Source organism: Undibacterium sp. Jales W-56 (genome assembly GCF_025548535.1).
In the GTDB taxonomy this organism is placed as follows: Bacteria; Pseudomonadota; Gammaproteobacteria; order Burkholderiales; family Burkholderiaceae_D; genus Undibacterium.
Genome location: NZ_JAJLQW010000001.1, coordinates 114,082 through 139,802, shown reverse-complemented (window position 1 = coordinate 139,802; position 25,721 = coordinate 114,082). Strand labels below are relative to the sequence as shown.

Genomic DNA, 25,721 nt, shown 5'->3' with positions numbered 1-25,721 from the left:
CGGAGTATTAATTCCGCGTTTTTTCTGAAGCAAGCTAAATTCAGGCTTTGATTACCGGCTCAACCGCACGCAAACGAATATGCAGTTCTTTCAATTGCTTTTCATCGACCGCAGATGGGGCGTGGGTCAACAAGCATTGTGCTCGTTGTGTTTTCGGGAAAGCGATCACGTCGCGAATCGATTCGGCGCCGGTCATCATGGTCACGATACGATCCAGGCCAAACGCCAGGCCGCCATGCGGCGGCGCGCCGTATTGCAAGGCATCCAGCAGGAAGCCGAATTTCAATTGCGCTTCGGCATCGTCGATCTTCAAAGCGCGGAATACTTTGCTTTGCACATCAGCACGGTGAATCCGCACAGAACCGCCGCCCAGTTCCCAGCCGTTCAGCACCATATCGTAGGCTTTGGCGATACATTTGCCCGGATCGGTTTCCATCAAATCTTCGTGGCCGTCTTTTGGCGCAGTGAAAGGATGATGGGTCGCGGTCCAGCGATCGTTTTCTTCGTCGTGTTCAAACATCGGGAAGTCGATGACCCATAACGGTTTCCAGACGTCGTCGAACAGGCCATTCGATTTACCGAATTCGCTGTGACCGATCTTGACGCGCAAGGCGCCGATCGCATCGTTGACGACTTTGGCTTTATCCGCACCGAAGAAAATCAGGTCGCCGTCCTGCGCGCCGGTTTTTTCCAGAATCGCTGCCAGGGCTGCGTCGTGGATATTCTTGACGATCGGCGATTGCAGACCGTCACGGCCTTGCGCCTTGTCGTTAACCTTGATGTAGGCCAGTCCTTTGGCGCCGTAGATCGCGACGAACTGGGTGTAGGCATCGATCTCGGAGCGCGGCATGTTGGCACCGCCCGGTACCCGCAGACCGACCACGCGGCCGTTATGCATGTTCGCTGCGCCGGAGAATACCTTGAAGTCCACGTCCTTCATGACGTCGGTCAATTCAGTGAATTGCAGCTTGACGCGCATGTCCGGCTTGTCGGAACCGTACAGGCCCATGGCTTCGGCAAAATCCATCACCGGGAAAGGATTTGGCAAGTCGATATCCAGGGTGTTCTTGAACACCAGACGTATCATGCCTTCGAACATGTCGCGGATTTCCTGTTCGTTCATGAACGAGGTTTCGCAGTCGATCTGGGTGAATTCCGGCTGGCGGTCGGCGCGCAGGTCTTCGTCGCGGAAGCATTTGGTGATCTGGTAATAGCGGTCGAAGTTAGCCACCATCAGCAATTGTTTGAACAACTGCGGCGACTGCGGCAAGGCGAAGAAATTGCCTGCATTGACACGCGACGGCACCAGGTAATCGCGCGCGCCTTCCGGCGTGGACTTGGTCAGCATCGGCGTTTCGATATCGATGAAGCCGTTGGCGTCGAGGAATTTACGCACTTCCATCGCCACCTTGTAACGCAGGCGCAGATTGTTTTGCATTTGCGGCCGGCGCAGATCCAGTACGCGGTGGGTCAGGCGGGTGGTTTCAGACAGGTTGTCGTCATCGAGCTGGAATGGCGGCGTGACCGATGGATTCAGCACTTCGACTTGATGCGCCAGCACTTCGATCTTGCCTGATTTTAGGTTGGCGTTGCCCGTACCGTCAGGGCGATTACGCACCAGGCCGGTGATGCGCAGGCAGAATTCGTTACGCACAGATTCAGCCGCTTTAAACACATCGGCGCGATCCGGATCGCAGACAACCTGCACCAGGCCTTCGCGGTCGCGCAAGTCGATGAAGATCACGCCGCCGTGATCGCGCCGACGATGCACCCAGCCGCACAGGCTGACGGTTTGGCCGAGTAATTCCTCAGTAGTGAGGCCGCAGTAGTGGGTACGCATGGACATAATTTCTTACCTGTCTAAATTCAAAATAAAATTAATGGAGAAAAGTACTGCCTGTTTTATTCATTCGCAAATGCCCGGATAGACAGATGCAGTAGCTGGCATCGCAGTATCCGGTTTACAGTACTACTGTGTTTTTTCCGTCACCGTTGCTTCCGGTGCGACCACGCCCATGGAAACGATATATTTCAGCGCGGCATCCACGCTCATATCCAGTTCGATTGCATCGGCTTTCGGCACCATCAGGAAAAATCCCGAGGTCGGATTCGGTGTGGTCGGCACGTAGATGCTGACATAGTCGCCATTCAGATGCTGCACCACATCTCCGCCAGGCACGCCGGTCAAAAAACCGATCGTCCATGAACCCTGACGCGGGTATTGCACCAATACCGCTTTTCGAAATGCATTGCCCGACGAGGAAAATAAAGTATCGGAGACTTGCTTGACGCTGGAGTAAATCGAATTCACGATAGGAATGCGATTCAGCAAGGCTTCCCAGATTTTCACTACATAATTGCCGATGAAGTTTTGCGTCAGCAATCCTGTGAAAAAAATAATCAACAGGGTCAGTATCGTGCCCAGACCCGGGATTTTAAAACCGAACACGGCTTCCGGACGCCACTGCACTGGCAACAGCAGCAATGACTGGTCCATCGTACTGATGATCGCATGCAAGACCCACAGGGTAATCGCGAGCGGCACCAGGATCAGCAAGCCGGTAATAAAGTATTTACGCATGGGTTTCTGCAGTCTGATAAATAAAATCGGTGACGGGATCGTCAGTTCATGGGCGCTTTAGCGCTTATTGTTCCTACTTAAGGCGTCGTTGCTGCGGCCGGTGTCGCCACCGTGGCATCGCTGGCCGGAGTCGACGTGGCTTCACCAGCCGAAGACGAAGACGCAGACCCGGCTGAGTCGGAGGATGCCGCATCGGCAGAAGCGGCGGCAGGCGCAGAAGCACCGCCCGAACCGCCCCGGAAATCCGTCACATACCAGCCTGAACCCTTCAGCTGGAACCCCGCCGCCGTCACTTGTTTCTTCAAACTCGATTTGCCACAAGATGGACAATCGCTCAGAGGGGCGTCAGACATCTTTTGCAATACATCTTTGGCAAAACCGCACTCTTCACAGCAGTAGGCATAGATAGGCATCTTTGATTATCCAGAAAAACTTGTAAAACCCTGAATTATAAAGCTTTTCCGTTACATTTTGCGGACAAAGCCAGGTCTTGCCTAAACCGTCGCCGTTTTATGCGTCAGTTGCGGCAACAAAGAACCAAAGATCATGCCCGTCATGCTCATCAGCACGCCAACCAGTTGCGGCGGCCACAAGCCTTCCGGACTCGCTATTTCCAGGGCGATCCATGCGCTCAGGCCCAGGAAGATCGATGCCAGCGCGCCCTGACTGGTGGCACGCTTCCAGTACAGGCCGAAGGCCAGAGGCACAAACGCCGCCACCAGCGTGATTTTGTAGGCGTTTTCTACCATTTTATAAATACTCGATCCTGTATTCATGGCAAACATGGTCACGATCGCCGTGAACACCAGGACCACCGCCCGCATCATCAGCAGGAATTGCTTGTCGCTTTGCTTGGGTAGCATGGCTTTCAGGATATTTTCTGAAAACGTCACCGAAGGCGCCAGCAGGGTGGCACTGGCGCAGCTCTTGATGGCAGACAGCAAAGCGCCGAAAAACATGACCTGCGCCAGCATCGGCACCTTGGTCATGATCAGGGTCGGCAGGATCAGTTGCGAATCTTTATCGATCAGGCCGGCCACCATTTTCGGATCGATCAGGGTTGCCGAATACGCCAGGAACATGGGAATAAAGGCAAAGCAAAAGTACAATACGCCGCCCAGAACCGAGGCATTACCGGCAATTTTTTCGTTTTTAGAAGAGGCCACGCGCTGAAATACGTCTTGCTGAGGAATCGAGCCCAGCATCATGGTGATCCAGGCGGCAAAGAACCATAGCGCGTCTCTAGCGGTCGGCGCGGGCCAGAACTCCAGCTTACCGGCATTCGACGCATGCTCAATCACTGCACCGGCGCCGCCCACCATGCCCGAGACTTCCCAGCCTATGTACAGCATACCGATAACGATGATGATCATCTGCAGGAAATCGGTAATCGCCACCGACCACATGCCGCCCATCAAGGTATAGATCAAGACGCTGCCGGCACCGATCATCATGCCCAGATCCATAGAGATCGCACCGCCGGAGACCACATTAAATACCAGCCCCAGCGCCTTGATCTGGGCGGCGACCCAGCCCAGATAAGAGACCACGATACACAGCGTGACCATGACCTCGACGGCCCGACCGAATTTGTTGCGGTAATAATCGCCGATGGTCAGCAAGTTCATCCGGTATAGCGGACGGGCGAAGAACAGGCCCACAAAGATCAGGCACAGGGAAGAGCCGAAGGGATCCGCGATTACGCCCTTCAGGCCCTCTTTCACAAAGGTCGAAGAAATACCGAGTACCGTTTCCGATCCAAACCAGGTCGCAAACACGGTGGCCGTCACCACATACATAGGCAAAGAGCGACCGGCAACCGCATAGTCTTTGGAGTTATTCACATAACGCGCCGCATACAGACCGATGCCGACCGAGATAACCCAATACAGGATGACGAACCAGAGTAGTGTATTCATGAATTTGCTAATGCGATTGAAACAATAAAAAACCCGCAATGACTTACTGCGGGCATTATAGCGGCATCTTAATCGGGGATAGCGCCGGATATGCGACTTTTAGAAGCTTCGTTCCTGCTTTATCGGGGCGATTCCGTCCGTTCAATATATACAGGCCCTAGGGGGCAGCTTTATCGGCACCGGTCACCGGCTCCTCGACAACGACCTGATTCCTGCCGCCTTCCTTGGCCAGATACATCGCGGTATCGGTTCTCGAAAATAGCTCCAGAACCGATTCCCCGGGAATATATTGAGTAACGCCTATCGATACCGAGACCCGTCTTTGCGACACATTATCCCAATGATGGGACTCAATCTGTGAGCGTATCCTTTCGCAGGTATTGAGCGCCGGCAGCAAGGAAGTCGCCGGGAACACCAGCAAAAACTCTTCGCCGCCGTAACGCCCGAACACGTCACCGGCACGAATATGTTCCTGAGCCAGGCGGGAGAAGGTCCGCAAAACCTCATCTCCCCCCAGATGGCCAAGTTCATCGTTGACTTTTTTAAAGTGATCGATATCCAGCACCGCCAGGCATAAAGGCGTGCCGTTTTCATCGGCCAGTTGTTTTTGCTGCTCCAGCGCCGCCACGGTATAGCGCCGGTTAAAGCAGCCAAGCAAATTGTCTCTCTGCGCATCTTCCTGGATATTCTTGATTTTTTTGCTGGCGCGATGCAAAACCCTATGCAGGAACTGGACTTTGCCGGTTTGCGAGATGAAAGCCGGCAGCGCCAATGCCAGCGTCACCAAGTGCATGAACTCGAGTTTTAACAAGGCAGGATTATGCCAGTTGCGATAATGCACCCAAATGATGAAAGCGAAAGCAAGCAAAATCAGGCCGGCAACGATCAGTGCCGAGCGACGCGAAATACGATACATGCCGTACGCAATCGCGATGAATGTAAATGGTATAAATAAAATATGCGAGGCGGGATCAAGGTAGCAAATGACCAGCATGCTGGCAATCGCGCACGACACGATGGGCAATTTCAGGCGTTTCTCTGCAAACTGCAAGTGCCACTTCGCCTGGAAGGCGACAAAAAAAAGCGCGAGGAAAAATCCGATCAAGCCAAGCAGGACCAGCACCGTAGACCTCTGCACCATGCCAAGCTGCCAGAACACCAGTATGCCAAGCAAGTAAAGTCCTATCAAGCCGGCAGCACGCAGCCATTTTTGCGCCATGAGCCACTTTGGAAGCGTTTTTGCCGGATCGTTCTGACGACGTGATTTTCTCTGCGCTACGGGCAAAGTATCGTCAAAGTCCATCAACGTATCGGTCAATGGAAAGACATCCGTATCCGGCATGAGATTTTTTTTACGTCCGAATGGCATGAAAGGAATGGGTAAGTACCAGGAAGTCCTTGCAATCCTAACACGTTAACCAATCGCTCTAAGGCATCACCCTGGTTCTTCCAGCAAAAATTCATGGTTCATAAGGCTGGATAAAGCATGGGACTCGCTTTACCAAGGAAATTCCATTTGGACTTACGTAAAACAGGAAGCTGCTTACCACCATGTACATGAACCCGCAAGCTGGATGAGGCTTTCAGAGCCATTTCGTGCCAACAGGCGCGCCAGGCTTGCGGCTTCGTTTTTGTACTCACATGTCATGGAGCCGGTTTCTCTTGCCCAATTGGCGGGGGACGAGCAGGAAATCAGGATGAGCGCCTGCGCCAGATCTGCCAACGCTCTTTTCCCGCAAAAACGGGCATCGAGTCACGCACCTCATGATCTTCAATCAATTCAAAATGGCTCATCATTAAATGCTGCCAGTCCTGACGACGAATGCTGAATGGCGGACCTTTCGGTGATGCATCCGGCGCATCATCGAAAAAAAAGAAGCCGGCAAGCAAAGCGCCGGCCGGCAGCAATTCAGCCCAGCGCGCGACGATGTCATTACGTAATGTAGGCGGCAAGGCACAAAAAAAAGCGCGCTCATAAATGAGGCCAAGAGGACTGGCCGGAATGAAGCGGAAAAAATCCGCTTCCAGCACATGGCCGCCCCATTCACCCAGCGCGGCCCGCGCACTCTGCACGGCAGCGGGAGAAAAATCGATGGCGGTCACATCCCATCCGGCCCGGGCCAGCAAAGCCACCTCATACGCATTGCCGCAGCCCGGAATCAAGGTCGTCAGCGGCGCAGGTGCTTGCCGGACAAATTCTTTGAAAGCTTGCGGCACGCCGCCTTTATCCCAGGGCGTGAACGCTTGTTCGAAACGCTCGTCCCAGAACTGCGTGCTGGCCGGATCTTTGTTAGTGAAATCCGGCATAGTTACAGATACAAAAAGTACAGGGTTAATTGGGTCAATAAGGCACCGGCAATCATGCCGCCACCGAAGTAAATAATTGTCCGCAACAATTTATTCGTGCTGCGCTGCTCCGCCAGCAGGGCCGCCAGCATCGCGCTGTTCTCAGCCGGAGCGGCGGCCCTGCTGAGCGCCTGATGCGCGAGCCGGGGCAGTTGCGGAAAAATATGGCTATAGCGCGGTGCTTCGGCCTTCAGTTTATCCAGCAAACCGCGCCAGCCGACCTGATCGCTCATCCAGCGTTCCAGATACGGTTTCGCGGTTTTCCAGAGATCGAGCTCAGGGTCGAGCTGTCGTCCCAGACCTTCGATATTCAACAAGGTTTTTTGCAACAGGACCAGTTGCGGCTGCACCTCGACATTGAAGCGGCGCGAGGTCTGGAATAATCGCAATAAGACCTGACCGAAGGAAATATCTTTTAAAGGACGGTCGAAAATCGGCTCGCAGCAAGCCCGTACCGCCGATTCCAACTCGTCGATCCGCGTGTCTTTCGGCGCCCATCCGGATTCGATATGCGCCTCTGCCACACGCTTATAATCGCGCCGGAAAAACGCCAAAAAATTTTGCGACAAATAGTCTTTATCAAAATCATTCAGCGTGCCGACAATGCCAAAATCGAGTGCGATATACCGGCCAAAAGTTGCAGGCGCCGTCGACACCAGGATATTCCCCGGATGCATATCGGCATGGAAAAATCCATCGCGAAATACCTGGGTGAAAAAAATCGTCACGCCGTCAGACGCCAGCTTTGCCATATCGACCCCGGCTTCTTGCAATTTGTCGATTTGCGAAATCGGAATCCCCTGCATACGTTCCATCACGATCACTGACGAAGAGCAATAATCCCAGTACATTTCCGGCACCAGTAACAAATCAGAGTCGGCAAAATTGCGCCGCAACTGACTGCCGTTGGCGGCCTCGCGCATCAGGTCGAGTTCATCATGTAAATATTTATCGAACTCGGCCACCACTTCACGCGGCTTCAGGCGCTTGCCATCAACCCATAAAGTCTCCAGCCAGCCGGCGGCAATCTGCATCAGTGCGACGTCTTTATCGATCGCCTCTTTCATTCCGGGACGCAGAACTTTGACGGCGACCTCGCGACCATCTTTCAGGGTCGCAAAATGCACCTGGGCAATCGATGCCGAAGCAACCGGAATACGTTCAAAACTGGCGAACAACTGATCCGGCGGCGCGCCGAGCGACCTTGTAATCTGGGCAACCGCCAGATCAGGATCAAACGACGGCACTCTATCCTGTAGCTTGGCCAGCTCGTCGGCAATATCCGGCGGCATCAGATCGCGGCGGGTCGACAAGACCTGGCCGAATTTCACAAAAATCGGTCCTAAATCTTCCAATGCCTTGCGCAGGCGCTCGCCGCGCGGTGCTGACAGATCGCGCCAGAACAGCAAGGCTTCCAGCAATTTGGCGGTACGCGGCACTGACAGGCCGGAGATCGCGATCTCATCGATACCATAGCGCACCGCAACACGGATGATTTTTGAGAGACGCAAAAATTTCAACAACATCAACGCGACCTTTCGAGTTTTTCCAAGCGCTTGATGAGACGTTCTGCATCATCACGTAATTTATTAATTTCTGATCCCATCGCATTCACGGCGGCGGGACGTACCAGCATGGGATTTTCTTCGAGAAAATATTCCGCCAGATTTTCTTGTATTTTTTGATGCGATTCCTTGACGGCCTGCATCAGGCTATTCGCGCCGGCCACCATGCGCACGGCCGCTACATCACCGAAAAGCCTGCTCAGATCTTCTTCTGCTTCCCAGCGCAGATTCTGGCTCAAATACGAAATCGTATTCGCGAAATCCGCATCGCCTTCAATCTTCACGTAAGAAAATGCCCGTTCACGATTTTGTGCGATCAATGGCAAATCACTGAGCTGGACGCGGATAGTGACATGACTGCGGTCTTTAGCGGACGTGATATCGCCGGAGTCATTGGCCGTTGTCTGCGCTGTAGCGGCTTCAACCATGCCATCCGCACTCACTTTGAGGCGAATAGCGAAGGCCTGCAAATCGATGCAGGCGACCTTGCCCGCGTGCGGCAGCAACTTATTTTTAGCCCAGTTTTCCTGGGCCAATAAATGGTTGATAAAAAGAACGATGGGAAGAATAGGTGTCATGGTCATATAAAAAAACCGCCCATAGTGGAATGGGCGGTTTTCAGTTTAACATTTTATCTCAGACACCATGCCTGAGATTAATCCAGGACATCAAACTTGCTGAATACCTGCCAATACCCAACCGCCCTGGCCATTCACTGGCTTGGACAAGTTCCAGACTTCATTAAAGGCTTCTGCCGGGGCATTCGCGGCTTCTTTGATCATGCCGCTGAAGCGGACGCTGGCCAGGTGCTCATTACCAACCGTTTCCAAACCGAGTAACTCGGCATCAATCGACACCACATCGGTCACGTTGGCGCTGGCGCCGCGCTCCTGAATTTGCAGCTTGATTTCGGCATACATTTCGGGGGAGGTGAATTCACGGATGTCGTTGATGTCCGCTTTATCCCATGCTGCCTGCAAACGGATGAAGTAGGTTTTTGAATTGCGTAAAAATGCAGGTACATCGAAATCAGCCGGTACGCCCCAAGGTGCGGCCGGAGCAGCCGGGGCAGCATTGAAGGATGACGAAGGCGTTGGTTCTATGCGTGAACCGATTTCCGGCGTCGCCGACGGCACACCGGCATACGACGGCTGAGAAAATGCCGACGGTACTGCGCCATTACTACCGGCATTACGACGGAACAAGCGGATGATGAACATCACCGCCAATGCCAGTAAAGCAATCGTCAGGATAGAGCCTAAGGCGCCGCCCAATGCACCACCCAGACCGAAGTGGGAGAACATCGCGCCCAGCAAAGCACCGCCGATCAGGCCGCCGACTATGCCCTTCCAGGGACTGGCTGGCTTAGGCGGCGTTACTGCGGGCGGCACCGCTGCCGGTGCCGCCGGTTTCGCCTGATTGAAATTACTGTTTGGGCTATTCGCCGGAGGTGCCGCCTGACGGGACACATTATTCGATTGACGTCCGATTGAGCCGCCGCCGCCCAGACGCTTGGCATCTGCGTCAGAAACCGTCATGGCCAGCGCACCGGCAACCAGCATGAAGGACACAATGGCTTTATTAAAAATCTTGTTCATACCTGCAACTCCTAGAGTTTGATTCCGGTGTGGAGAGCGGCCACACCTGCCGTTAAATTGAAATACTCGACGCGGTCCAGACCTGCCTCCTGCATCATGCCTTTCAGCGTTTCCTGATCGGGATGCATGCGTATCGATTCCGCCAGATAACGATAACTGTCCGCATCATTCGCAATCTTCTGTCCCAGCCATGGCAATACTTTGAACGAGTACAGGTCGTAAGGCCTTTGCATGATTTCCGGTACTTTGGAAAATTCCAGCACCAGCAACTTGCCGCCGGGTTTTAAAACACGCTGCATTTCTGCCAGCGCCTGATCCTTGTGCGTCATATTGCGCAAACCGAACGCTACACTGACACGGTCAAAATAATTGTCAGGAAACGGCAATTTTTCTGCATCGCACAGTAAGGTGGGGGTAATCAAGCCTTTATTCAAGAGGCGATCACGCCCGACCCGCAACATCGACTCATTGATATCGGTATGCCAGACTTCGCCGGTCTTGCCGGCTTGCTTGACGAACTCTTTCGCCAGATCGCCTGTGCCGCCCGCGATGTCCAGCACTTTAAAACCGGGACGTACGCCAGCCTGAACGATAGTGAATATCTTCCATACCCTATGCAAACCGGCCGACATCAGGTCATTCATGACGTCGTATTTGGCCGCAACCGAGTGAAATACTTCCGCTACTTTATGAACTTTTTGATCTTCTTCTACGGTGGTATAACCGAAATGGGTGGTATTGCTCATAGTAATCACCTTTTTTGTTCCGCTTTTTTGTGCGGATTCGCTGCTAAATTTTTCGCTGCATCGGATTGTAGCCTAAGTCGGCCCAAAAACCTGTGCGCCAGACGGCAAGCTCAAGGTGTTTCTGTGCTGGCAACACGCATGAATTCGGCCAGTTCCTGTTGCCAGCGCGGTACATTTTTAACATTCGACACCAGCCAGACCTGTTCGTGGCATTGGAAAGCGCAATCGCTGACCTCGATGCGCAGCAGATCGGTATCCGTCAGCGCAAAATCGGGCAGATACGCCAAAGCGCGGCCCGATTTCACCATCGCCAGAAGTAATTGCAAATCATCCATCCAATAGCGTATCTTGCGCGGCAATTGATCGTCGCGCCAGCCGTCGGAGCGGCTACCGCGCCGCTCGCCGCAAAACAGCGAGCGCGACGGACTGACGAAATCGTGGGTCAATATCTGCGCAGAATTTGCCTGCAGCACTGGCTGTGATACTGACCGTGGCGAGAGCTTGTGCGCACGCTTTGCTAACGGTCCCGTCTGCAAACTCAGCGCCAGCGGATGATTTTTCCCCGCCACCAGTTGCAGGCGGACGCTACCCAACGATGTCGCACGCCAATCCGGTGACCAATGCGCGCCGCGCCCCTCGATCACTTCGCCGGTCACGATCGCATGGTTCACTTCGCCGCGCAACAAGGCTGCCAGGGCGTCGTCCTCGAACATGGTCTGCATGCTCAGGCTGCCATCAGGATATGCCTGCATGGCCTGCGCCAGCATCGGCGCATGACGCCATAACAAAATCGCCGGGGCTGCCACCCGGCAATCGATCACGGCCCGGACGCCCATCATATCGGCTTTCGCCTGATCAGCCAGCGTCAGCATCGTCTGGGAAAAATCCAGCATGCGCTGGCCGCTGGCATTCAACACCAATTGCCTGGCAGAACGATCGAATAGCACTGTATCCAGATCGCCCTCAAGCCGGCGCAGCGCCTTGGACACTGCAGACGGCGTCAGGTGCAGCTCCTGCGCCGCAGTTCCCAGGGAAGGATGGCGCGCCACGCAGGCAAAAATACGTAGATCGAGCAGATTCATAATTTCCAATTAGGACATAAAAAATGAAAATAAGTTGCTTTACCAGACATTTTAATCTGTTTACCATCATCGCATCCTTCCTTTTATGAGCCCATCATGTCCTTTCCTCTCGATACGCTTCACCGGCAATGGATTTATCGCCAGCACCCTACCGGCCTGGTAGGCGCCGAGCATTACGTATTGCAAGAACAGCGACTCGATACGACCCTGGACCGGGACGAAGTGCTGCTTGCCGCACGCTATATCAGCGTCGATCCGTATATGCGCATCAACCAGTCCGCCAAACCTACTTACAATCCGGAGCCGCATCCGCTGAACACCGTGCAGACGGCAGGCGCGGTCGCTCAGGTGATCGCCTCGAATACGGCGGGATTACGCATCGGCGACTGGGTATTCGGCATGACCGGCTGGCAAACCCATGCCCGCGTGCACGTCAGCGCCCTGACTAAAATCGATCCGGCGATCGCGCCGGTCAGCACCGCGCTTGGGGTGCTCGGCATGCCCGGCCGTACTGCCTGGTTCGGCCTGACCGAAGCTGGCAAGCCGCATGCAGGTGAAATCGTGGTGGTATCCGGTGCGGCCGGCGCGGTTGGCTCGCTGGTGGTGCAATTCGCCAAACGTCATGGAGCACGCGTGCTGGGCATCGCGGGCGGTGCAGCCAAATGCGCATGGCTGACCGAGGTGCTGGGGGCAGACTGGGCCATCGATTACAAAGCCTTCGACCATGCCGACAGCTTAAGCGCCGCAATACAAAATCTGACCGGCGGCGTTGATGTGTATTTCGATAATGTCGGCGGCATGGCGACAGATGCAGTGATGCCGTTGATTAAGCGGCGCGCCCGCATCGTCATTTGCGGACAAATCAGCCAGTATAGCGGCGGACTCGATGTGCCTGAGATGGGCCCGCGTCTGCTGCATCACATGCTGTATCAAAGAGCCACCATACAAGGGATTCTGGCACGCGATTACTTGCATCGCATGGATGAAATGCTGCATATCGTTGCGCCCTGGGTCAAGGCGGGTGAACTGGTCTTTGAAGAAACCGTGATCGAGGGTTTTGCCCAGTTGCCCAAAGCGCTGAACTCGCTGTTCACCGGCGAACATCGCGGTAAATTAATCGTCAAAATCTGAATGGACGCCAAACATGTTACGCACACTAAAAACGAGCTTCGCAACTTTTCTCATCGCATTACTGGCCGGACTCGGTTTGCTCGGCTTGAGTTCCGCCAGCCTGGCGCAATCCAGCGCCACAGCGCCAAAGAGTGCCACTTATGGCCTGCATGGCATGCTGTTGTTCGGTAATAGCGAAGGCCTGTATGCGTCGCATCTGCCGATGTTTCATGCACCGCATGATTATCAGGTGGTACTGCAAGTGCGCCTGGCCAACCGGCAACTCGAGACACAGATCAAAAAAGATCTGGAAAAGAAATTGCGTTTATGGACGATAGAGCCGGAACAGTTTGATATCGCACAACTGGCGCCGGGAGCCAACCCTGCCCTGCATCAATTCAAAGCGAATATCGTGCTCGGCCATTTTGAGCAGGGTGGTAAAACCAGGTATAAGAATGTGCTAATGGTCGTCGAGCAAGCGCTGCTTTTTCGCCAGCTATCGCCTGCGCTGCATCAAAGCGAGGTAGCAACTTATCGGCAAATCGGGTCCGGCCGGCAGCGCTTTTTATTGAAAGAAATCGACAGTCGTCCCGACTATGACCATGTCATTGCGATCAGTACCGCAGCGCATGCATCAACGCAAAACCTGCTGATCAAAAAATCCGGCATCGATCAACCGGACCGCACTGAATTGCAATCGGCTTTACAAAAAATTGCCGGATCAGGCGCCCGCTTAAAGGCCAACATTTATTTCGATCACGCCGACCTGGAGTGAAGCCAGCACCGCACGATCAGTGATGGTGGCCGCAAGCACCGGCGGCTTTACCCGGCATCGGTGCGTCGCGCCCGCTGTCGCCGGGGAATCCGGCAGCCTGTAAACGTTCGATATAGTCTTGCCATAGCGATGACTGGTTCTCGCCCAGCCAGTACAGATAGTCCCAGCTAAAAATGCCGCTATTGTGCTCATCTGAAAAATGCGGCTGGACCGCGTAATTCCCGACCGGCTCCAATGCGGTGACAGTCACGTCGCGCTTACCGGTCTGCAAGGTTTCTTGTCCGGCGCCATGACCGCGCACTTCCGCCGAAGGCGAGTACACGCGCAACATTTCGAACGGCAAAGAAAATTCTTTACCGTCGTCAAAACTAATCTCCAGCAAGCGCGATTGGGTACGCACATTCAATGCCGTTGGCATCGGTGCAGGAGCGGTTTGTTTGGTACCGGTCATAGTCGTTCCGTAAAAATGGTAGGCGTTTTAATTGACTGCGCTGCGCTGAAAAAATCATGGCAACCCAGTCCGGCAAATACAAACCCGATGCGGGCCAGTTTAGCGCAAACGGGCGATCAGCGCGGCGCGCAATTGTGGCAACAAAGCGCGGCGCGCGCTGGTATCAGCCCACTCCGGTCTGGCTGGCGCCCAGATCGGGCTGGGGAAATGGGCATCGTCCCGATAACGCGGGATAATATGCCAGTGCAGATGCGGCACGACATTGCCAAAACTAGCCACATTGACTTTATCCGGCTGCATTACTTCACGCAATACCAGCTCTACTTTCCAGACTACCGCCATCAGGGTATCTCGGTCTTGTTCGGACAGATCGGTCATTTCTTTGACATGCCGATTCCAGACCACGCGACAAAATCCGGGGTACTGAACATCATCCACCAGAATCAGCCGCCAATCTCCGGTTTGCGCAATGACTTCGCCGCGCCCCGGATCGCATAATTCACATGCGGCAACGCGCTCGCTTATATGTGCCGTCATTACACCAGGACCCGTTCAATACCGCCGTTATTCGCACGCGCCACATATTCCGGCAACCAGTTATCACCCAGTACATGCTTGGCCATTTCGATCACGATGTAATCGGCGGTGGTATTGCTATCGTCGTCATAACGCGTCAGGCCTTGCAGACAGGCCGGGCATGAGGTCAGAATCTTGACGTCGCCGCTGAAACCGTCGGCACGCAATTTATCGGCGCCTTTGAGCATTTCCTCTTCTTTGCGGAAGCGGATTTGCGTAGCAATATCCGGACGCGATACCGCCAGCGTACCGGCTTCGCCGCAGCAGCGATCGTTCTTCTCGATCTTGACGTTATCGACCGTGGTGATCAATGCGTTCACGGTTTTCAAAGGATCCTGCAATTTCATCGGCGTGTGGCAAGGATCGTGATACATATAACGGGTACCGCTGACGCCTTCGAGCTTCATGCCTTTTTCCAGCAGGTATTCATGAATGTCGATGATGCGGCAACCCGGGAAAATTTTATCGAACTGGTAAGTCGCCAACTGATCGTAGCAAGTCCCGCATGACACCACCACGGTTTTGATATCCAGATAATTCAGCGTATTCGCCATGCGATGGAAGAGCACGCGATTATCGGTGATCATTTTCTCGGCCTTATCGTATTGCCCGGCGCTGCGCTGCGGATAACCGCAACACAGATAACCCGGCGGCAGCACCGTCTGCACGCCGACATTCCATAGCATGGCCTGGGTCGCCAGACCGACTTGCGAGAACAGCCGCTCGGAGCCGCAACCCGGGAAATAAAACACCGCTTCGGTATCTGCCGTGGTGGTCTTGGGGTCGCGGATAATCGGTACGATCTTGTCGTCTTCGATATCCAGCAAGGCACGCGCGGTTTTCTTCGGCAGATTGCCCGGCATTTTTTTATTGATGAAGTGAATCACCTGCTCTTTGATGGCAGGTTTTCCGAGCGAGGCTGGCGGCGCTTTGGTTTGTTTTTTCGCGAGTTTTTGCAACACCGTATTACCCAGACGCTGTGCCGCCACACCCCAGCCGAAAATCACCTGGCGCGCTGCCTTGATCGTCGCCGGATCTTTGGCATTCAGGAAAAACATCGCCGAGGCAGTGCCGGGATTGAACGATTTTTTATCCATCTTGCGCAGCAGGTTGCGCATATTCATCGAAACATCGCCGAAATCGATATCGACCGGACACGGCGTCAGGCATTTATGGCAAACCGTGCAATGGTCGGCGACATCTTCAAACTCTTCCCAATGCTTGATCGAGATGCCGCGGCGGGTTTGTTCCTCGTACAAAAAGGCTTCCACCAGCAACGAAGTCGCGAGGATCTTGTTGCGCGGCGAGTACAGCAGATTGGCGCGCGGCACATGGGTCGCGCAGACCGGCTTGCATTTGCCGCAGCGCAGGCAGTCCTTGACGCTATTTGCAATCGCACCGATATCGCTTTGCTGCATGATCAGCGATTCATGCCCCATCAGGCCGAACGACGGCGTATAAGCATTGCGCAAATCGGCGGCGAATTCGGGCAGGTTCAGCAGCTTGCCTTTGTTGAAGCGGCCTTCGGGATCGATGCGCAATTTGTAGTCGCGGAAATCCTTGATCTCGTCTTCAGTCAAGAATTCGAGCTTGGTAATGCCGATGCCGTGCTCGCCCGAGATCACGCCGTTCAGCGAACGCGCCAGCACCATGATGCGGGCGACTGCATGATGCGCGACTTGCAGCATCTCGTAGTCATCGGAATTGACCGGCAAATTGGTATGCACATTGCCATCGCCTGCATGCATATGCAACGCGACGAAGACCCGGCTGCGCAAGACTTTTTTATGAATCGCAGTGCATTCGTCGAGTATCAGCTTAAACGCGCTGCCATTAAAAATCTGCCGCAGATGCGCCCGCAATTCCTGCTTCCAGGACACCCGTATGGTTCTATCCTGAACGATGCTAAACACGCTGGCATCCGGCTGTTGCAGCAGACGCTCATCAAATACAAAGGCGAGTTTATCCAACTCCAGGGCGACCAGCTCATCCCGCGCCTCGCGCAAGGGCTTATCGAGTTGCGTCAGCAAATAGGTCCAGCGCGCATGCGTCGCGTCGAGCAGGCTTTGCGCCTGCAGTACGCGATCTTCCAGCAATTCATCGGCAGAAATATCGTCGCCGTCCGCATCTTCGCTCTTGCCCAGCGGCAGATTGCCTCTGGCAAAAAACGCCTGCAACTGCTCCAGCATCGCGAGCTTGTTCTGGATCGACAATTCGATATTGATACGCTCGATACCGTCGGTGTATTCGCCCATGCGATCGAGCGGGATCACCACGTCTTCATTGATCTTGAAGGCATTGGTATGCTTGGAGATCGCGGCAGTCTTAGCGCGATCCAGCCAGAATTTTTTGCGCGCTTCTGGACTGACTGCAACAAAGCCTTCGCCGACGCGGGTGTTGGCCAGACGGATTACTTCCGACGCGGCTTGCGCCACCGCATTTTCATCATCGCCGACGATGTCGCCGAACAAGGCCATCTTCGGCAAGACGCCGCGCTTGGATTTGGTGGCATAGCCGACGGCGCGCAGATAGCGCTCATCGAGATGCTCCAGACCCGCTAAAATCGCGCCGCCTTTTTTGGTCTCGCCATCGAGATAATCCTTGATCTCAACAATGCTCGGTATCGCATCGCGCGCCTGGCCGAAAAATTCCAGGCAAACGGTACGCGTGAATTTCGGCATCTTGTGCAGGATCCAACGCGCCGAAGTAATCAGGCCGTCGCAGCCTTCTTTTTGCACGCCGGGCAAACCTGCCAGGAACTTGTCTGTGACGTCTTTGCCCAGGCCTTCCTTGCGGAAAGTGCGGCCGGGAATATCGAGATTTTCGGTCTTGAACGGTATCTTCTCGCCGGGATGCGTCCACTCCAGTTTGAACTTGGCAAGCGCGGCATCGTGAATCTTGCCGAGATTGTGTTCGAGGCGCGTGACTTCCAGCCAGTCGCCGTTCGGATCGACCATGCGCCACGACGCCAGATTATCGAGCGCGGTGCCCCACAACACGGCTTTCTTGCCGCCGGCATTCATCGCGACATTGCCGCCTATGCAGGATGCTTCGGCCGAGGTCGGATCAACCGCAAACACAAAGCCGGCTTTGTCCGCCGCATCGGAGACGCGCTTGGTGACGACGCCGGCTCCGGAATAAATGGTCGCGTATTCCCTATCGACGCCGGGCAACATGGTCATTTCGACTGCGCCCAATTGTTCGAGCTTTTCGGTATTGATGACCGCGGACAAAGGCGTCAGCGGAATCGCGCCGCCGGTATAGCCGGTGCCGCCGCCGCGTGGAATAATCGTCAAGCCCAGGGTGATGCAGCATTTGACCAGGCCGGCCATTTCATCTTCGGTATCCGGCGTCAGCACCACGAACGGATATTCGACCCGCCAGTCGGTCGCATCGGTCACATGCGATACGCGCGACAGGCCGTCGAACTTGATATTGTCCTTGGCCGTGTGCTTGACCAGCAGTTTGTTTGCGCGCTTGCGCAGGTCGTAGGTATCGCGGAATTCTTTGGCGAATTGGGCCACGGCCTTACGCGCCGCCTGCACCAGGATTTCAACGCTGCTGCTGCGCTCGCCATCGTCATCGCTGACGGTATTCAAACGCCGTTTCTCCACTTCAGCCAGACGGTGATTCAGGGCGTCGATCAAGTCCTGGCGGCGCTTGGGGTTGTCCAGCATGTCGTCTTGCAGATAAGGATTGCGGCGCACCACCCAGATGTCGCCCAGCACTTCGTACAACATGCGTGCAGAGCGTCCGGTCTGGCGCTTGCCGCGCAATTTATCGAGCAAATCCCAGGCCTCTTCACCGAGCAGGCGGATCACGATTTCACGGTCGGAGAACGAGGTGTAGTTATACGGAATTTCGCGCACGCGGGTAGGTGTCGCGCCGGGCGCGGCATCTGCGAGTAGAGCCTGAATTTGTGCTGGGGCGTTCATCAGTGGGTTCTTTGAAACTCATAGGTGACGACAGAAGTAGCACTGCTGTGCCGCGCGCTGCTCGTCAGATTTTAAAATGCCAGGAAATTGCTATCGGGTTGACAGCCATTCTAGCCTATTGCGACGCACCACGCGGCAACAGCCTTACGCTTACTACGCCTAATCAACGATGCAAATAAGGAAAATTACGGCTTTAACCTAAGAATATTTGGCTGAGAGTTATCAGGGAAAATAATGAAATAAGGGGAGTATCATCAAAACCCATGCCTTAACCGCATATGTTGATTACGATGTTGAAATATACATCCACCAGTATATAAATCAGGCAGGCGCATTGGGTTTAAACTGGTATTGAAATTGGTATTAACCCTGAAAAAATGCAGAAACCGTGGAATACCAGCAGGTAGTGGTCAGCTAGCCCAGCATTGCCGCCAGTCCATGCCAAAAACCGTCCGGCACACGCAGTAGCAACCAGGACATGCACAGATAGCGCAGGCATTTGCCGATCGCCATATACGCAACACTGGGCCAGAACGGCAGTTTCAGCCAGCCCGCCAGGGTGCAGATAGGATCGCCGATAACCGGCAGCCAGCCCAGCAACATGGTTTTAGCCCCGAAGTGGCTGAGCCAGCGAAACCAGGTCGTCCCGCGTTCGACGGCAAAGGCTTTTTTGGCGTAATACCCCATCCAGTAATCAACCACGCCGCCGAGCGTGTTGCCGATGGTCGCCACGACGATCACCGGCCAAAACAGGTCGGGATTTGCCTTGATCACCGCAAATACGGCAGGTTCAGAACCCAGCGGCAGCAAAGTCGCCGAAATAAAGCTGATCAAAAATACCGAACTCAAACCTACTTCTGGCAAGGCCAATACGCCCAATAACCAATGCACACCTGCTTCTATCATGCTGTCCCAATGTTGTTGTGATGCCCGTCAATATGGCATCCATTATAATGACAGGCCGCTGTAAAACGCGTTCGACCATGATTTACCCTCGTTCTGCGAACTTTCTGCGCGCTTTTTTCCACCGTTTGAACCACATTCAACTTCCATGACGACCGATTATCTGAAAAAAATCCTGACCGCCCGCGTCTATGACGTGGCCTTTGAAACACCGCTGGAATTTGCCTCCAGCCTGTCAGATCGCATGGATAACCGAATTTATTTCAAACGCGAAGATATGCAAAGCGTGTTCAGCTTCAAGCTGCGCGGCGCTTACAACAAGATGGCGCATCTGACAGCGGCGCAACTCAAGCGCGGCGTGATTTGCGCGTCGGCCGGCAATCATGCGCAAGGCGTCGCCATGTCGGCATCCAAGCTGAACTGTAAGGCGGTGATCGTGATGCCGACCACCACGCCGCCGGTAAAGATTGATGCGGTGCGGGCCTTCGGCGGCGACAATGTCCAGATCGTCTTGCACGGCGAATCGTACAGCGACGCTTACGAACATGCCGCCTTGCTTGAGAAAAAACAAAAGCTGACCTTTGTTCACCCTTTTGACGATCCCGATGTCATCGCAGGGCAAGGCACCGTCGGCATGGAAATCCTGCGTCAGCATGCGCAACCCATCCATGCGATCTTTGTCGCGATCGGCGGCGGCGGCCTGATCTCCGGCGTCGCAGCCTATGTCAAAGCGGTACGGCCAGACATCAAAGTCATCGGGGTGCAATCGATGGACTCCGACGCCATGGCGCGCAGCATCAAGGCCGGACGCCGCGTGACGCTGACCGATGTCGGCTTGTTCTCCGACGGTACTGCCGTGAAGCTGGTCGGCGAAGAAACCTTCCGCATCACCAAGGAGCTCGTCGATGAGATCATCCTGGTCGATACCGATGCCATCTGCGCCGCGATCAAGGATGTGTTCCAGGATACCCGCAGCATTCTGGAACCGGCCGGCGCGTTAGCCGTCGCCGGCTGCAAAGCCTATATCGAACGGGCCGCCGCGAATAAAAAACCGCTGAAGAACGAAACCCTGGTGACGATTGCCTGCGGAGCGAACATGAACTTCGACCGGCTGCGCTTTGTCGCCGAACGCGCCGAAGTCGGTGAAGCACGCGAAGCGGTGTTCGCCGTCACGATCCCGGAAGAACGCGGCAGTTTCCGCCGTTTTTGCGAACTGGTCGGGCCGCGCAATGTGACTGAATTCAACTACCGCATCAGCGATCAGAAAACGGCGCATATTTTCGTCGGCGTCCAGGTCACGAACCGCGATGATTCCGGAAAAATCGCCAGGAACTTCATCAAGCATGGCTTCCCTACCCTGGATCTGACGCATGATGAATTGGCTAAATTGCACATCCGCCATCTGGTCGGCGGCAAGAGCGAGCTGGCTGAGAATGAGTTGCTGTACCGCTTCGAGTTCCCCGAGCGCCCGGGTGCGCTGATGCGTTTCCTGAACAGCATGGCGCCGAACTGGAATATCAGCCTGTTCCACTACCGCAATCACGGTGCCGATTATGGGCGAACTTTAGTTGGTTTACAGGTTCCAAGGAAAGAGATGAAGGCATTCAAGGAATTCCTGAACTCGCTCGGCTATCGTTACTGGGACGAAAGCAGCAATCCCGCCTATCAATTATTTCTGGGCTAAGCAGGCGAACCTATCATCTTCCTGCATCCCAACAACCCGAGAGATGATCGGTTGACAAAATCGCAGGCCGGACTACTTTTTATTTGAAGCATCATGACAGAACCAAAACAGACGCCAGATTCACCGGAACACTCGCTACTCGGCAAGCCTGCCACCTACCAATCCGACTACGATGCAAGCTTGCTGTTTCCGATTGCCCGGGCGGGCAAGCGTGAGGAAATCGGCATTCGCGGCACCTTGCCGTTTTTTGGCATGGATATCTGGAACGCGTATGAAGTCTCCTGGCTGAATTTGCGCGGCAAACCGCAAGTCGCAATTGCGACCATCCAGGTGCCGGCCGATTCGCCGCATATCGTCGAATCCAAATCCTTCAAGCTGTATCTGAATTCCTTCAATCAAACCAGGCTGGCCGGCACCGATGCGCTGATCAGCCTGTTGCAAGCCGATTTATCGGCCGGCTTCGGCGCGCCGGTGCAGGTCTCGCTGACGACCCCGGACCAGTTTGGACAACTGCGCATGCAGGAGCTCGATGGCATTCTGCTGGACCGGCTCGATATCGAAGTCACCAGTTACACCCCGAATCCGTATGTATTAAAAGCCGACCTGCAAGCGGCGCCGGTAGAGGAGACGCTGCTCTCGCATCTGCTCAAATCGAATTGCCTGGTGACCGGCCAACCCGACTGGGGCAGTGTGCAAATCCGCTACGTCGGGCCTGCCATCGATCAGGAAAGTCTGCTGCAATACCTGATCGGTTTTCGCAATCACAATGAGTTTCACGAGCAATGCGTGGAGCGGATTTTTACCGACATCATGCAGCATTGCAAACCGCAAAAACTCTCGGTGTATGCGCGCTACACCCGGCGCGGCGGACTCGATATCAATCCCTGGCGCAGCAATTTCAGTACCGCTCAAAAACCCTCGAATGCCAGAAATGCACGTCAGTAATCCTGGTTCCATTGTCTCTTTATTTATTTTTACTATGTTGAAATCCTTTTTTAAAATTTACCTGACACCCCTTTTTATTGCCGGCAGCCTGTTGGGCGCGAGTGCCCAAGCCGCGGCACAACAGGTCCAGGAAACTTCGTGGTGGCAACAAACCAAATCCGATGCGCTCGCCAAGGGCAACAAATTCATCGATGACGGCCAGTTGTCGCTGATGCTATCCGGCTATGCGCATCATGGTCGCGGCACCTATACCGCTGAGCGTATTGCCGAACTGAACGAGAAAGCCTGGGGTCTGGGCTTTTCCAAAAATCTGCGCGATAGCAAGGATAATGAAGAGATGTTGTACGGGATGGTGATTTCCGATTCCCATTTCAAACCACAGTGGATGGCAGGTTATGTGTATCAGTGGATGCGCCCCCTGAGCAGCAATGTCGAAGCCGGTCTGGGCTATACCGCGCTGCTGATCAGCCGCACCGATTATTTCTCCAACGTGCCGTTTCCAGCGGTATTGCCTGTGGCTTCGATAGGCACAAAAAGCAGTAAATTGATGGCGACCTACGTGCCACGCTTCTCCAGAAACAAGGGAAATGGCGACGTATTGCTGGTATTCGTCCGATTTGATCTGAATTAGTTGTGACCACGTGCTGCATGGGGTACAGTATGCAAACCATTATTCTATCGTCAAGATTTGATTGTTGTGACTGCCATAGCCAAGCTTAACCTTTCACCAGAAACCAGCGTCGATCAACGCGATTGGCATGCAGAGTTGTTACAGCACAATCCTGATGCCATCTACGTATTTGTCGACGATGTTCTGATGTATACGAACCCGGCTGGGATGAACTTGCTGGCAGCCACTGCGACCAGCCAATTGCTGGGACAAAAAGTGGAAAAATTTTTGTCCGTTCCTGATGCTGCCGACCAGCAGACGCCGATATTAGATCAGCTGCTGGCACAACAAGGCGCGCCGACGCCCTATCGTTGTCACTGCCGCCAAATTGACGGCACATACCGGCAGGTTGAAGTTCGCGCCACCCGTTTTACGCATGAGAATAAACAGACCACCCAACTAACGCTCAGAGAGCGCAACGCAAGCACGCCAGCCGCAGCCGACCATGCGACCCAGACGATCACCGCACCGCATTACGTAACCCGCCAAAAATCCAGCCGCGTCCACGAAGCATTGCATCACGAGAAGGAAATTCTCGAAATGATCGCACTGGACAAACCGCTCTCCCACATTCTCGAAGATGTCTGCGATCGCATGGAACGCCTGCTCGACAATGAGGGCATGTGCGCGATCATGTTGTACGACGCGCACAATCAACGCCTGAGTTTGGGTGCCGCCCCCTCACTGCCGTACAGTTTCTATTCTGCCCTGGAGAGCGTGCCGGTGGGCCTGGAATACGGCTCCAGTTCCGCGGCGATTCATTACAACCGCATCATTCTGGTACCCGATATTGCCGAAAGTCCACTATGGTTAAAAGACCGGGCGCTGGCCTTGCAACATGGTCTGCATTCGTGCTGGTCGGTGCCGATCACCACGGCGTTTAATACGGTACTGGGCACAGTCGATGTGTACCACCAATCCACGCGCAGTCCTAGCGAGGATGAGCAAGCGCTGATCAAAGACGCGACCGACCTGATCGCGCTGGCGATTGATAAAAAGAACATGGAACAGAGTCTGGAAGAGAGCGAGGAGCGTTATCGCTCTGTCGTGACCAACCTGACTGAAGGCATCATGGTGGTGGCGCCGAATGGTCAAATCCTGACCTGCAATCCAAGTGCGATGCGCATCTTAAAAATTTCGGACGACGATGCAAAGAATGCCGGACGCCGTCATCGCTATTTCAAACGCATCATCAATGAAGATGGCAGCGAACAAAAGATAGGAGAAGATCCGGTCTCCCGAGTGTTCCGCACCAATGTCCCGATTTTGAATTTATCTGTCGGCCTGGAGTTGCGCGATCATTCCATCGCCTGGCTGCTAGTGAATGTCCTGCCGATCAGTCAGGTCAGCAATAACGCCACTACCGCGGTATTGATCTCATTTACCGATACCACCGAAGTCAGGGAAACCCAGCGTCAGTTGCAGTATATTGCGGCTCACGATGCCCTGACCGGCCTGCCGAACCGGCATCAACTGAACAACCGCCTGCAACACGCCCTGTTTAACGCGCATCATAGCCAGCATAAGGTCGCCGTACTGTTCCTTGATCTCGATCGCTTTAAAAACGTCAATGACACCGCCGGTCATGCGGCAGGCGACACCTTGCTCAAGGACGTCGCGACGCGTCTGAATTCATGCATACGCACAACCGATATGCTGGCGCGTCTGGGCGGCGATGAGTTTGTGATCGTGGCAGAAGCATTCGATAATGCTCTGCATCTGAAGGAGCTGGCCGAACGCGTACTGGCAAGGATGCGCGAACCCTTCCTGATCGACAGCAATGAATACCATCTCGGCACCTCGATCGGCATCAGCATTTTTCCGCATGATGCAGAAGACGCGCCGACCTTGCTGCGTTGCGCCGATTCGGCGATGTATCACGCCAAAGAATCCGGCCGCAATAATTACCAGTTCTTTACGACGGAACTCAATGTCCGCGCGCAGCATCGCTATACCTTGGAAAAAAACCTGCGCCGCGCATTGGCAGAAAAAGAATTCCTGGTCTATTACCAGCCGAAAATCAGCCTGAACACCTCCAGGATCGTCGGCGCCGAAGCCCTGATTCGCTGGCAAATGCCAGAGATGGGCCTGATCCCGCCGAACGACTTCATCCCGATTTCAGAAGAAATTGGCCTGATCCTGCCTATCGGCCGCTGGGTGCTGGAACAAGCCTGCCGACAAACCAAATTGTGGCGCGATAACCTGGTACCGGATCTGGTCATCAGCGTGAATATTTCACCCAAGCAGTTCCAGGATCCGGGACTGATCAGATTTATCCAGCAAGTCCTGGATGACACCGGATTGCCAGCCAATGCGCTGCAACTCGAAATCACCGAAGGCTTGTTAATGGGTGAAATCGATGTGCTGCGCCCGGTCTTCAATGCGATTAAAAAATTAGGCGTCAGTATTTCGCTCGATGATTTTGGCACCGGGTTCTCGTCGCTGTCTTATTTGCAGCGCTTCCCTATCGATAACCTCAAAATTGATCGCTCGTTTATCCGCGACATCCCGCAGAATCAAGATTCCGTGATCTTGACGCGGGCGATTATCGCGATGGCCAATGCGCTCGGCATGAGCGTCACCGCCGAAGGAGTGGAAAAAGCCGATCAGATGTTTTTCCTGACCGATTCGGGTTGCCAGGAAATGCAGGGTTACTATTTCAGCAAACCCCTGCCGAAAGACGAGTTCGAGAAATTACTGCAAACTCACGCCATTTAAATATGGGGGGCCACAACTACCCGTTTTCAGCAAACCGCCTATGCTAGAGACCCATCTGACATCACGTAAATTGCCGCAAAAATAAGCAAAAAGTGCGTCAAAAATACGTCAGAATTA

At 54.3% G+C, this 25,721-nt stretch carries 21 protein-coding genes; 6 read left to right on the top strand and 15 right to left on the bottom strand.

Translation table 11 applies throughout. The features are described from left to right. Positions 1-40: 40 nt before the first annotated feature. The 11 genes from aspS to LPB67_RS00625 all read right to left on the bottom strand — a co-directional run bounded on the left by aspS (position 41) and on the right by LPB67_RS00625 (position 11,837). Positions 41-1,846 carry an aspartate--tRNA ligase gene (aspS, locus tag LPB67_RS00675; protein ID WP_262835123.1) on the bottom strand — a complete coding sequence of 602 codons (1,806 nt, stop codon included), beginning with the start codon at positions 1,844-1,846 and terminating at the stop codon, positions 41-43. 123 nt (positions 1,847-1,969) lie between these two features. After that, positions 1,970-2,581 (bottom strand): DUF502 domain-containing protein, encoded by a 612-nt coding sequence (locus tag LPB67_RS00670; RefSeq protein WP_262835122.1) that lies wholly within the window; start codon positions 2,579-2,581, stop codon positions 1,970-1,972. A 77-nt stretch (positions 2,582-2,658) separates the two neighbouring features. Next, positions 2,659-2,994 carry an FmdB family zinc ribbon protein gene (locus LPB67_RS00665; RefSeq protein ID WP_262835121.1) on the bottom strand — a complete coding sequence of 112 codons (336 nt, stop codon included), beginning with the start codon at positions 2,992-2,994 and terminating at the stop codon, positions 2,659-2,661. 81 nt (positions 2,995-3,075) lie between these two features. After that, the gene (locus tag LPB67_RS00660) at positions 3,076-4,500 is read right to left on the bottom strand and encodes a sodium:solute symporter family protein (RefSeq protein WP_262835120.1); all 1,425 of its coding nucleotides are present in this window, start codon (positions 4,498-4,500) and stop codon (positions 3,076-3,078) included. Between the two features lie 157 nt (positions 4,501-4,657). Further along, the gene (locus tag LPB67_RS00655) at positions 4,658-5,869 is read right to left on the bottom strand and encodes a sensor domain-containing diguanylate cyclase (protein ID WP_262835119.1); all 1,212 of its coding nucleotides are present in this window, start codon (positions 5,867-5,869) and stop codon (positions 4,658-4,660) included. Between the two features lie 323 nt (positions 5,870-6,192). Then, positions 6,193-6,807, bottom strand: coding sequence for a TPMT family class I SAM-dependent methyltransferase (locus LPB67_RS00650; protein ID WP_262835118.1), 615 nt, complete (start codon positions 6,805-6,807; stop codon positions 6,193-6,195). A gap of 2 nt (positions 6,808-6,809) precedes the next feature. Continuing rightward, positions 6,810-8,372 (bottom strand): ubiquinone biosynthesis regulatory protein kinase UbiB, encoded by a 1,563-nt coding sequence (ubiB, locus tag LPB67_RS00645; protein ID WP_262835117.1) that lies wholly within the window; start codon positions 8,370-8,372, stop codon positions 6,810-6,812. Further along, positions 8,372-8,989, bottom strand: coding sequence for an SCP2 domain-containing protein (locus LPB67_RS00640; protein ID WP_262835116.1), 618 nt, complete (start codon positions 8,987-8,989; stop codon positions 8,372-8,374). Before LPB67_RS00640 ends, ubiB begins: the two co-directional genes overlap by 1 nt. 90 nt (positions 8,990-9,079) lie before the next feature. Next, complete coding sequence (locus LPB67_RS00635) at positions 9,080-10,009, bottom strand: Tim44 domain-containing protein (protein WP_262835115.1); 930 nt, start codon at positions 10,007-10,009, stop codon at positions 9,080-9,082. 11 nt (positions 10,010-10,020) lie between these two features. Beyond that, on the bottom strand, positions 10,021-10,755 hold the full coding sequence (gene ubiE, locus LPB67_RS00630; RefSeq protein WP_262835113.1) for a bifunctional demethylmenaquinone methyltransferase/2-methoxy-6-polyprenyl-1,4-benzoquinol methylase UbiE: 735 nt from the start codon (positions 10,753-10,755) through the stop codon (positions 10,021-10,023). 110 nt (positions 10,756-10,865) lie between these two features. Further along, positions 10,866-11,837, bottom strand: a complete 972-nt coding sequence (locus LPB67_RS00625) for a LysR family transcriptional regulator (protein WP_262835112.1) — start codon at positions 11,835-11,837, stop codon at positions 10,866-10,868. A gap of 96 nt (positions 11,838-11,933) precedes the next feature. Between LPB67_RS00625 and LPB67_RS00620 the strand changes: the two genes are divergently transcribed. Together LPB67_RS00620 and LPB67_RS00615 are read left to right on the top strand one after the other, a co-directional pair. Further along, entirely contained in the window at positions 11,934-12,968 is a 1,035-nt protein-coding gene (locus tag LPB67_RS00620; protein WP_262835111.1) for an NADP-dependent oxidoreductase, read from the top strand. 13 nt (positions 12,969-12,981) lie between these two features. Continuing rightward, a complete protein-coding gene (locus tag LPB67_RS00615) occupies positions 12,982-13,722 on the top strand; it encodes a hypothetical protein (protein WP_262835110.1) in 741 nt (246 codons plus the stop codon). A 16-nt stretch (positions 13,723-13,738) separates the two neighbouring features. On the opposite strand, the gene LPB67_RS00610 is transcribed toward LPB67_RS00615, so the two are convergent. From LPB67_RS00610 to LPB67_RS00595, 4 genes are all read right to left on the bottom strand, one after another. Then, positions 13,739-14,173, bottom strand: coding sequence for a DUF971 domain-containing protein (locus LPB67_RS00610; RefSeq protein WP_262835109.1), 435 nt, complete (start codon positions 14,171-14,173; stop codon positions 13,739-13,741). A 99-nt stretch (positions 14,174-14,272) separates the two neighbouring features. Next, entirely contained in the window at positions 14,273-14,710 is a 438-nt protein-coding gene (locus tag LPB67_RS00605) for an HIT family protein (protein ID WP_262835108.1), read from the bottom strand. Further along, positions 14,710-18,684: a DUF3683 domain-containing protein gene (locus LPB67_RS00600; RefSeq protein ID WP_262835107.1), complete on the bottom strand. Its 3,975-nt coding sequence runs from the start codon at positions 18,682-18,684 to the stop codon at positions 14,710-14,712. Before LPB67_RS00600 ends, LPB67_RS00605 begins: the two co-directional genes overlap by 1 nt. Before the next feature lie 414 nt (positions 18,685-19,098). Beyond that, entirely contained in the window at positions 19,099-19,590 is a 492-nt protein-coding gene (locus LPB67_RS00595; RefSeq protein WP_262835106.1) for a YqaA family protein, read from the bottom strand. Between the two features lie 145 nt (positions 19,591-19,735). Here LPB67_RS00595 and ilvA point away from each other — a divergent pair, with 145 nt between their 5' ends. From ilvA to LPB67_RS00575, 4 genes are all read left to right on the top strand, one after another. Then, entirely contained in the window at positions 19,736-21,271 is a 1,536-nt protein-coding gene (ilvA, locus tag LPB67_RS00590; RefSeq protein ID WP_262835105.1) for a threonine ammonia-lyase, biosynthetic, read from the top strand. A 93-nt stretch (positions 21,272-21,364) separates the two neighbouring features. Continuing rightward, positions 21,365-22,216 (top strand): NADPH-dependent 7-cyano-7-deazaguanine reductase QueF, encoded by an 852-nt coding sequence (queF, locus tag LPB67_RS00585; RefSeq protein ID WP_262835104.1) that lies wholly within the window; start codon positions 21,365-21,367, stop codon positions 22,214-22,216. 34 nt (positions 22,217-22,250) lie between these two features. Beyond that, complete coding sequence (locus LPB67_RS00580; RefSeq protein WP_262835103.1) at positions 22,251-22,847, top strand: hypothetical protein; 597 nt, start codon at positions 22,251-22,253, stop codon at positions 22,845-22,847. Between the two features lie 66 nt (positions 22,848-22,913). After that, positions 22,914-25,604 carry an EAL domain-containing protein gene (locus LPB67_RS00575; protein ID WP_262835102.1) on the top strand — a complete coding sequence of 897 codons (2,691 nt, stop codon included), beginning with the start codon at positions 22,914-22,916 and terminating at the stop codon, positions 25,602-25,604. The last annotated feature ends 117 nt before the right edge of the window (positions 25,605-25,721 follow it).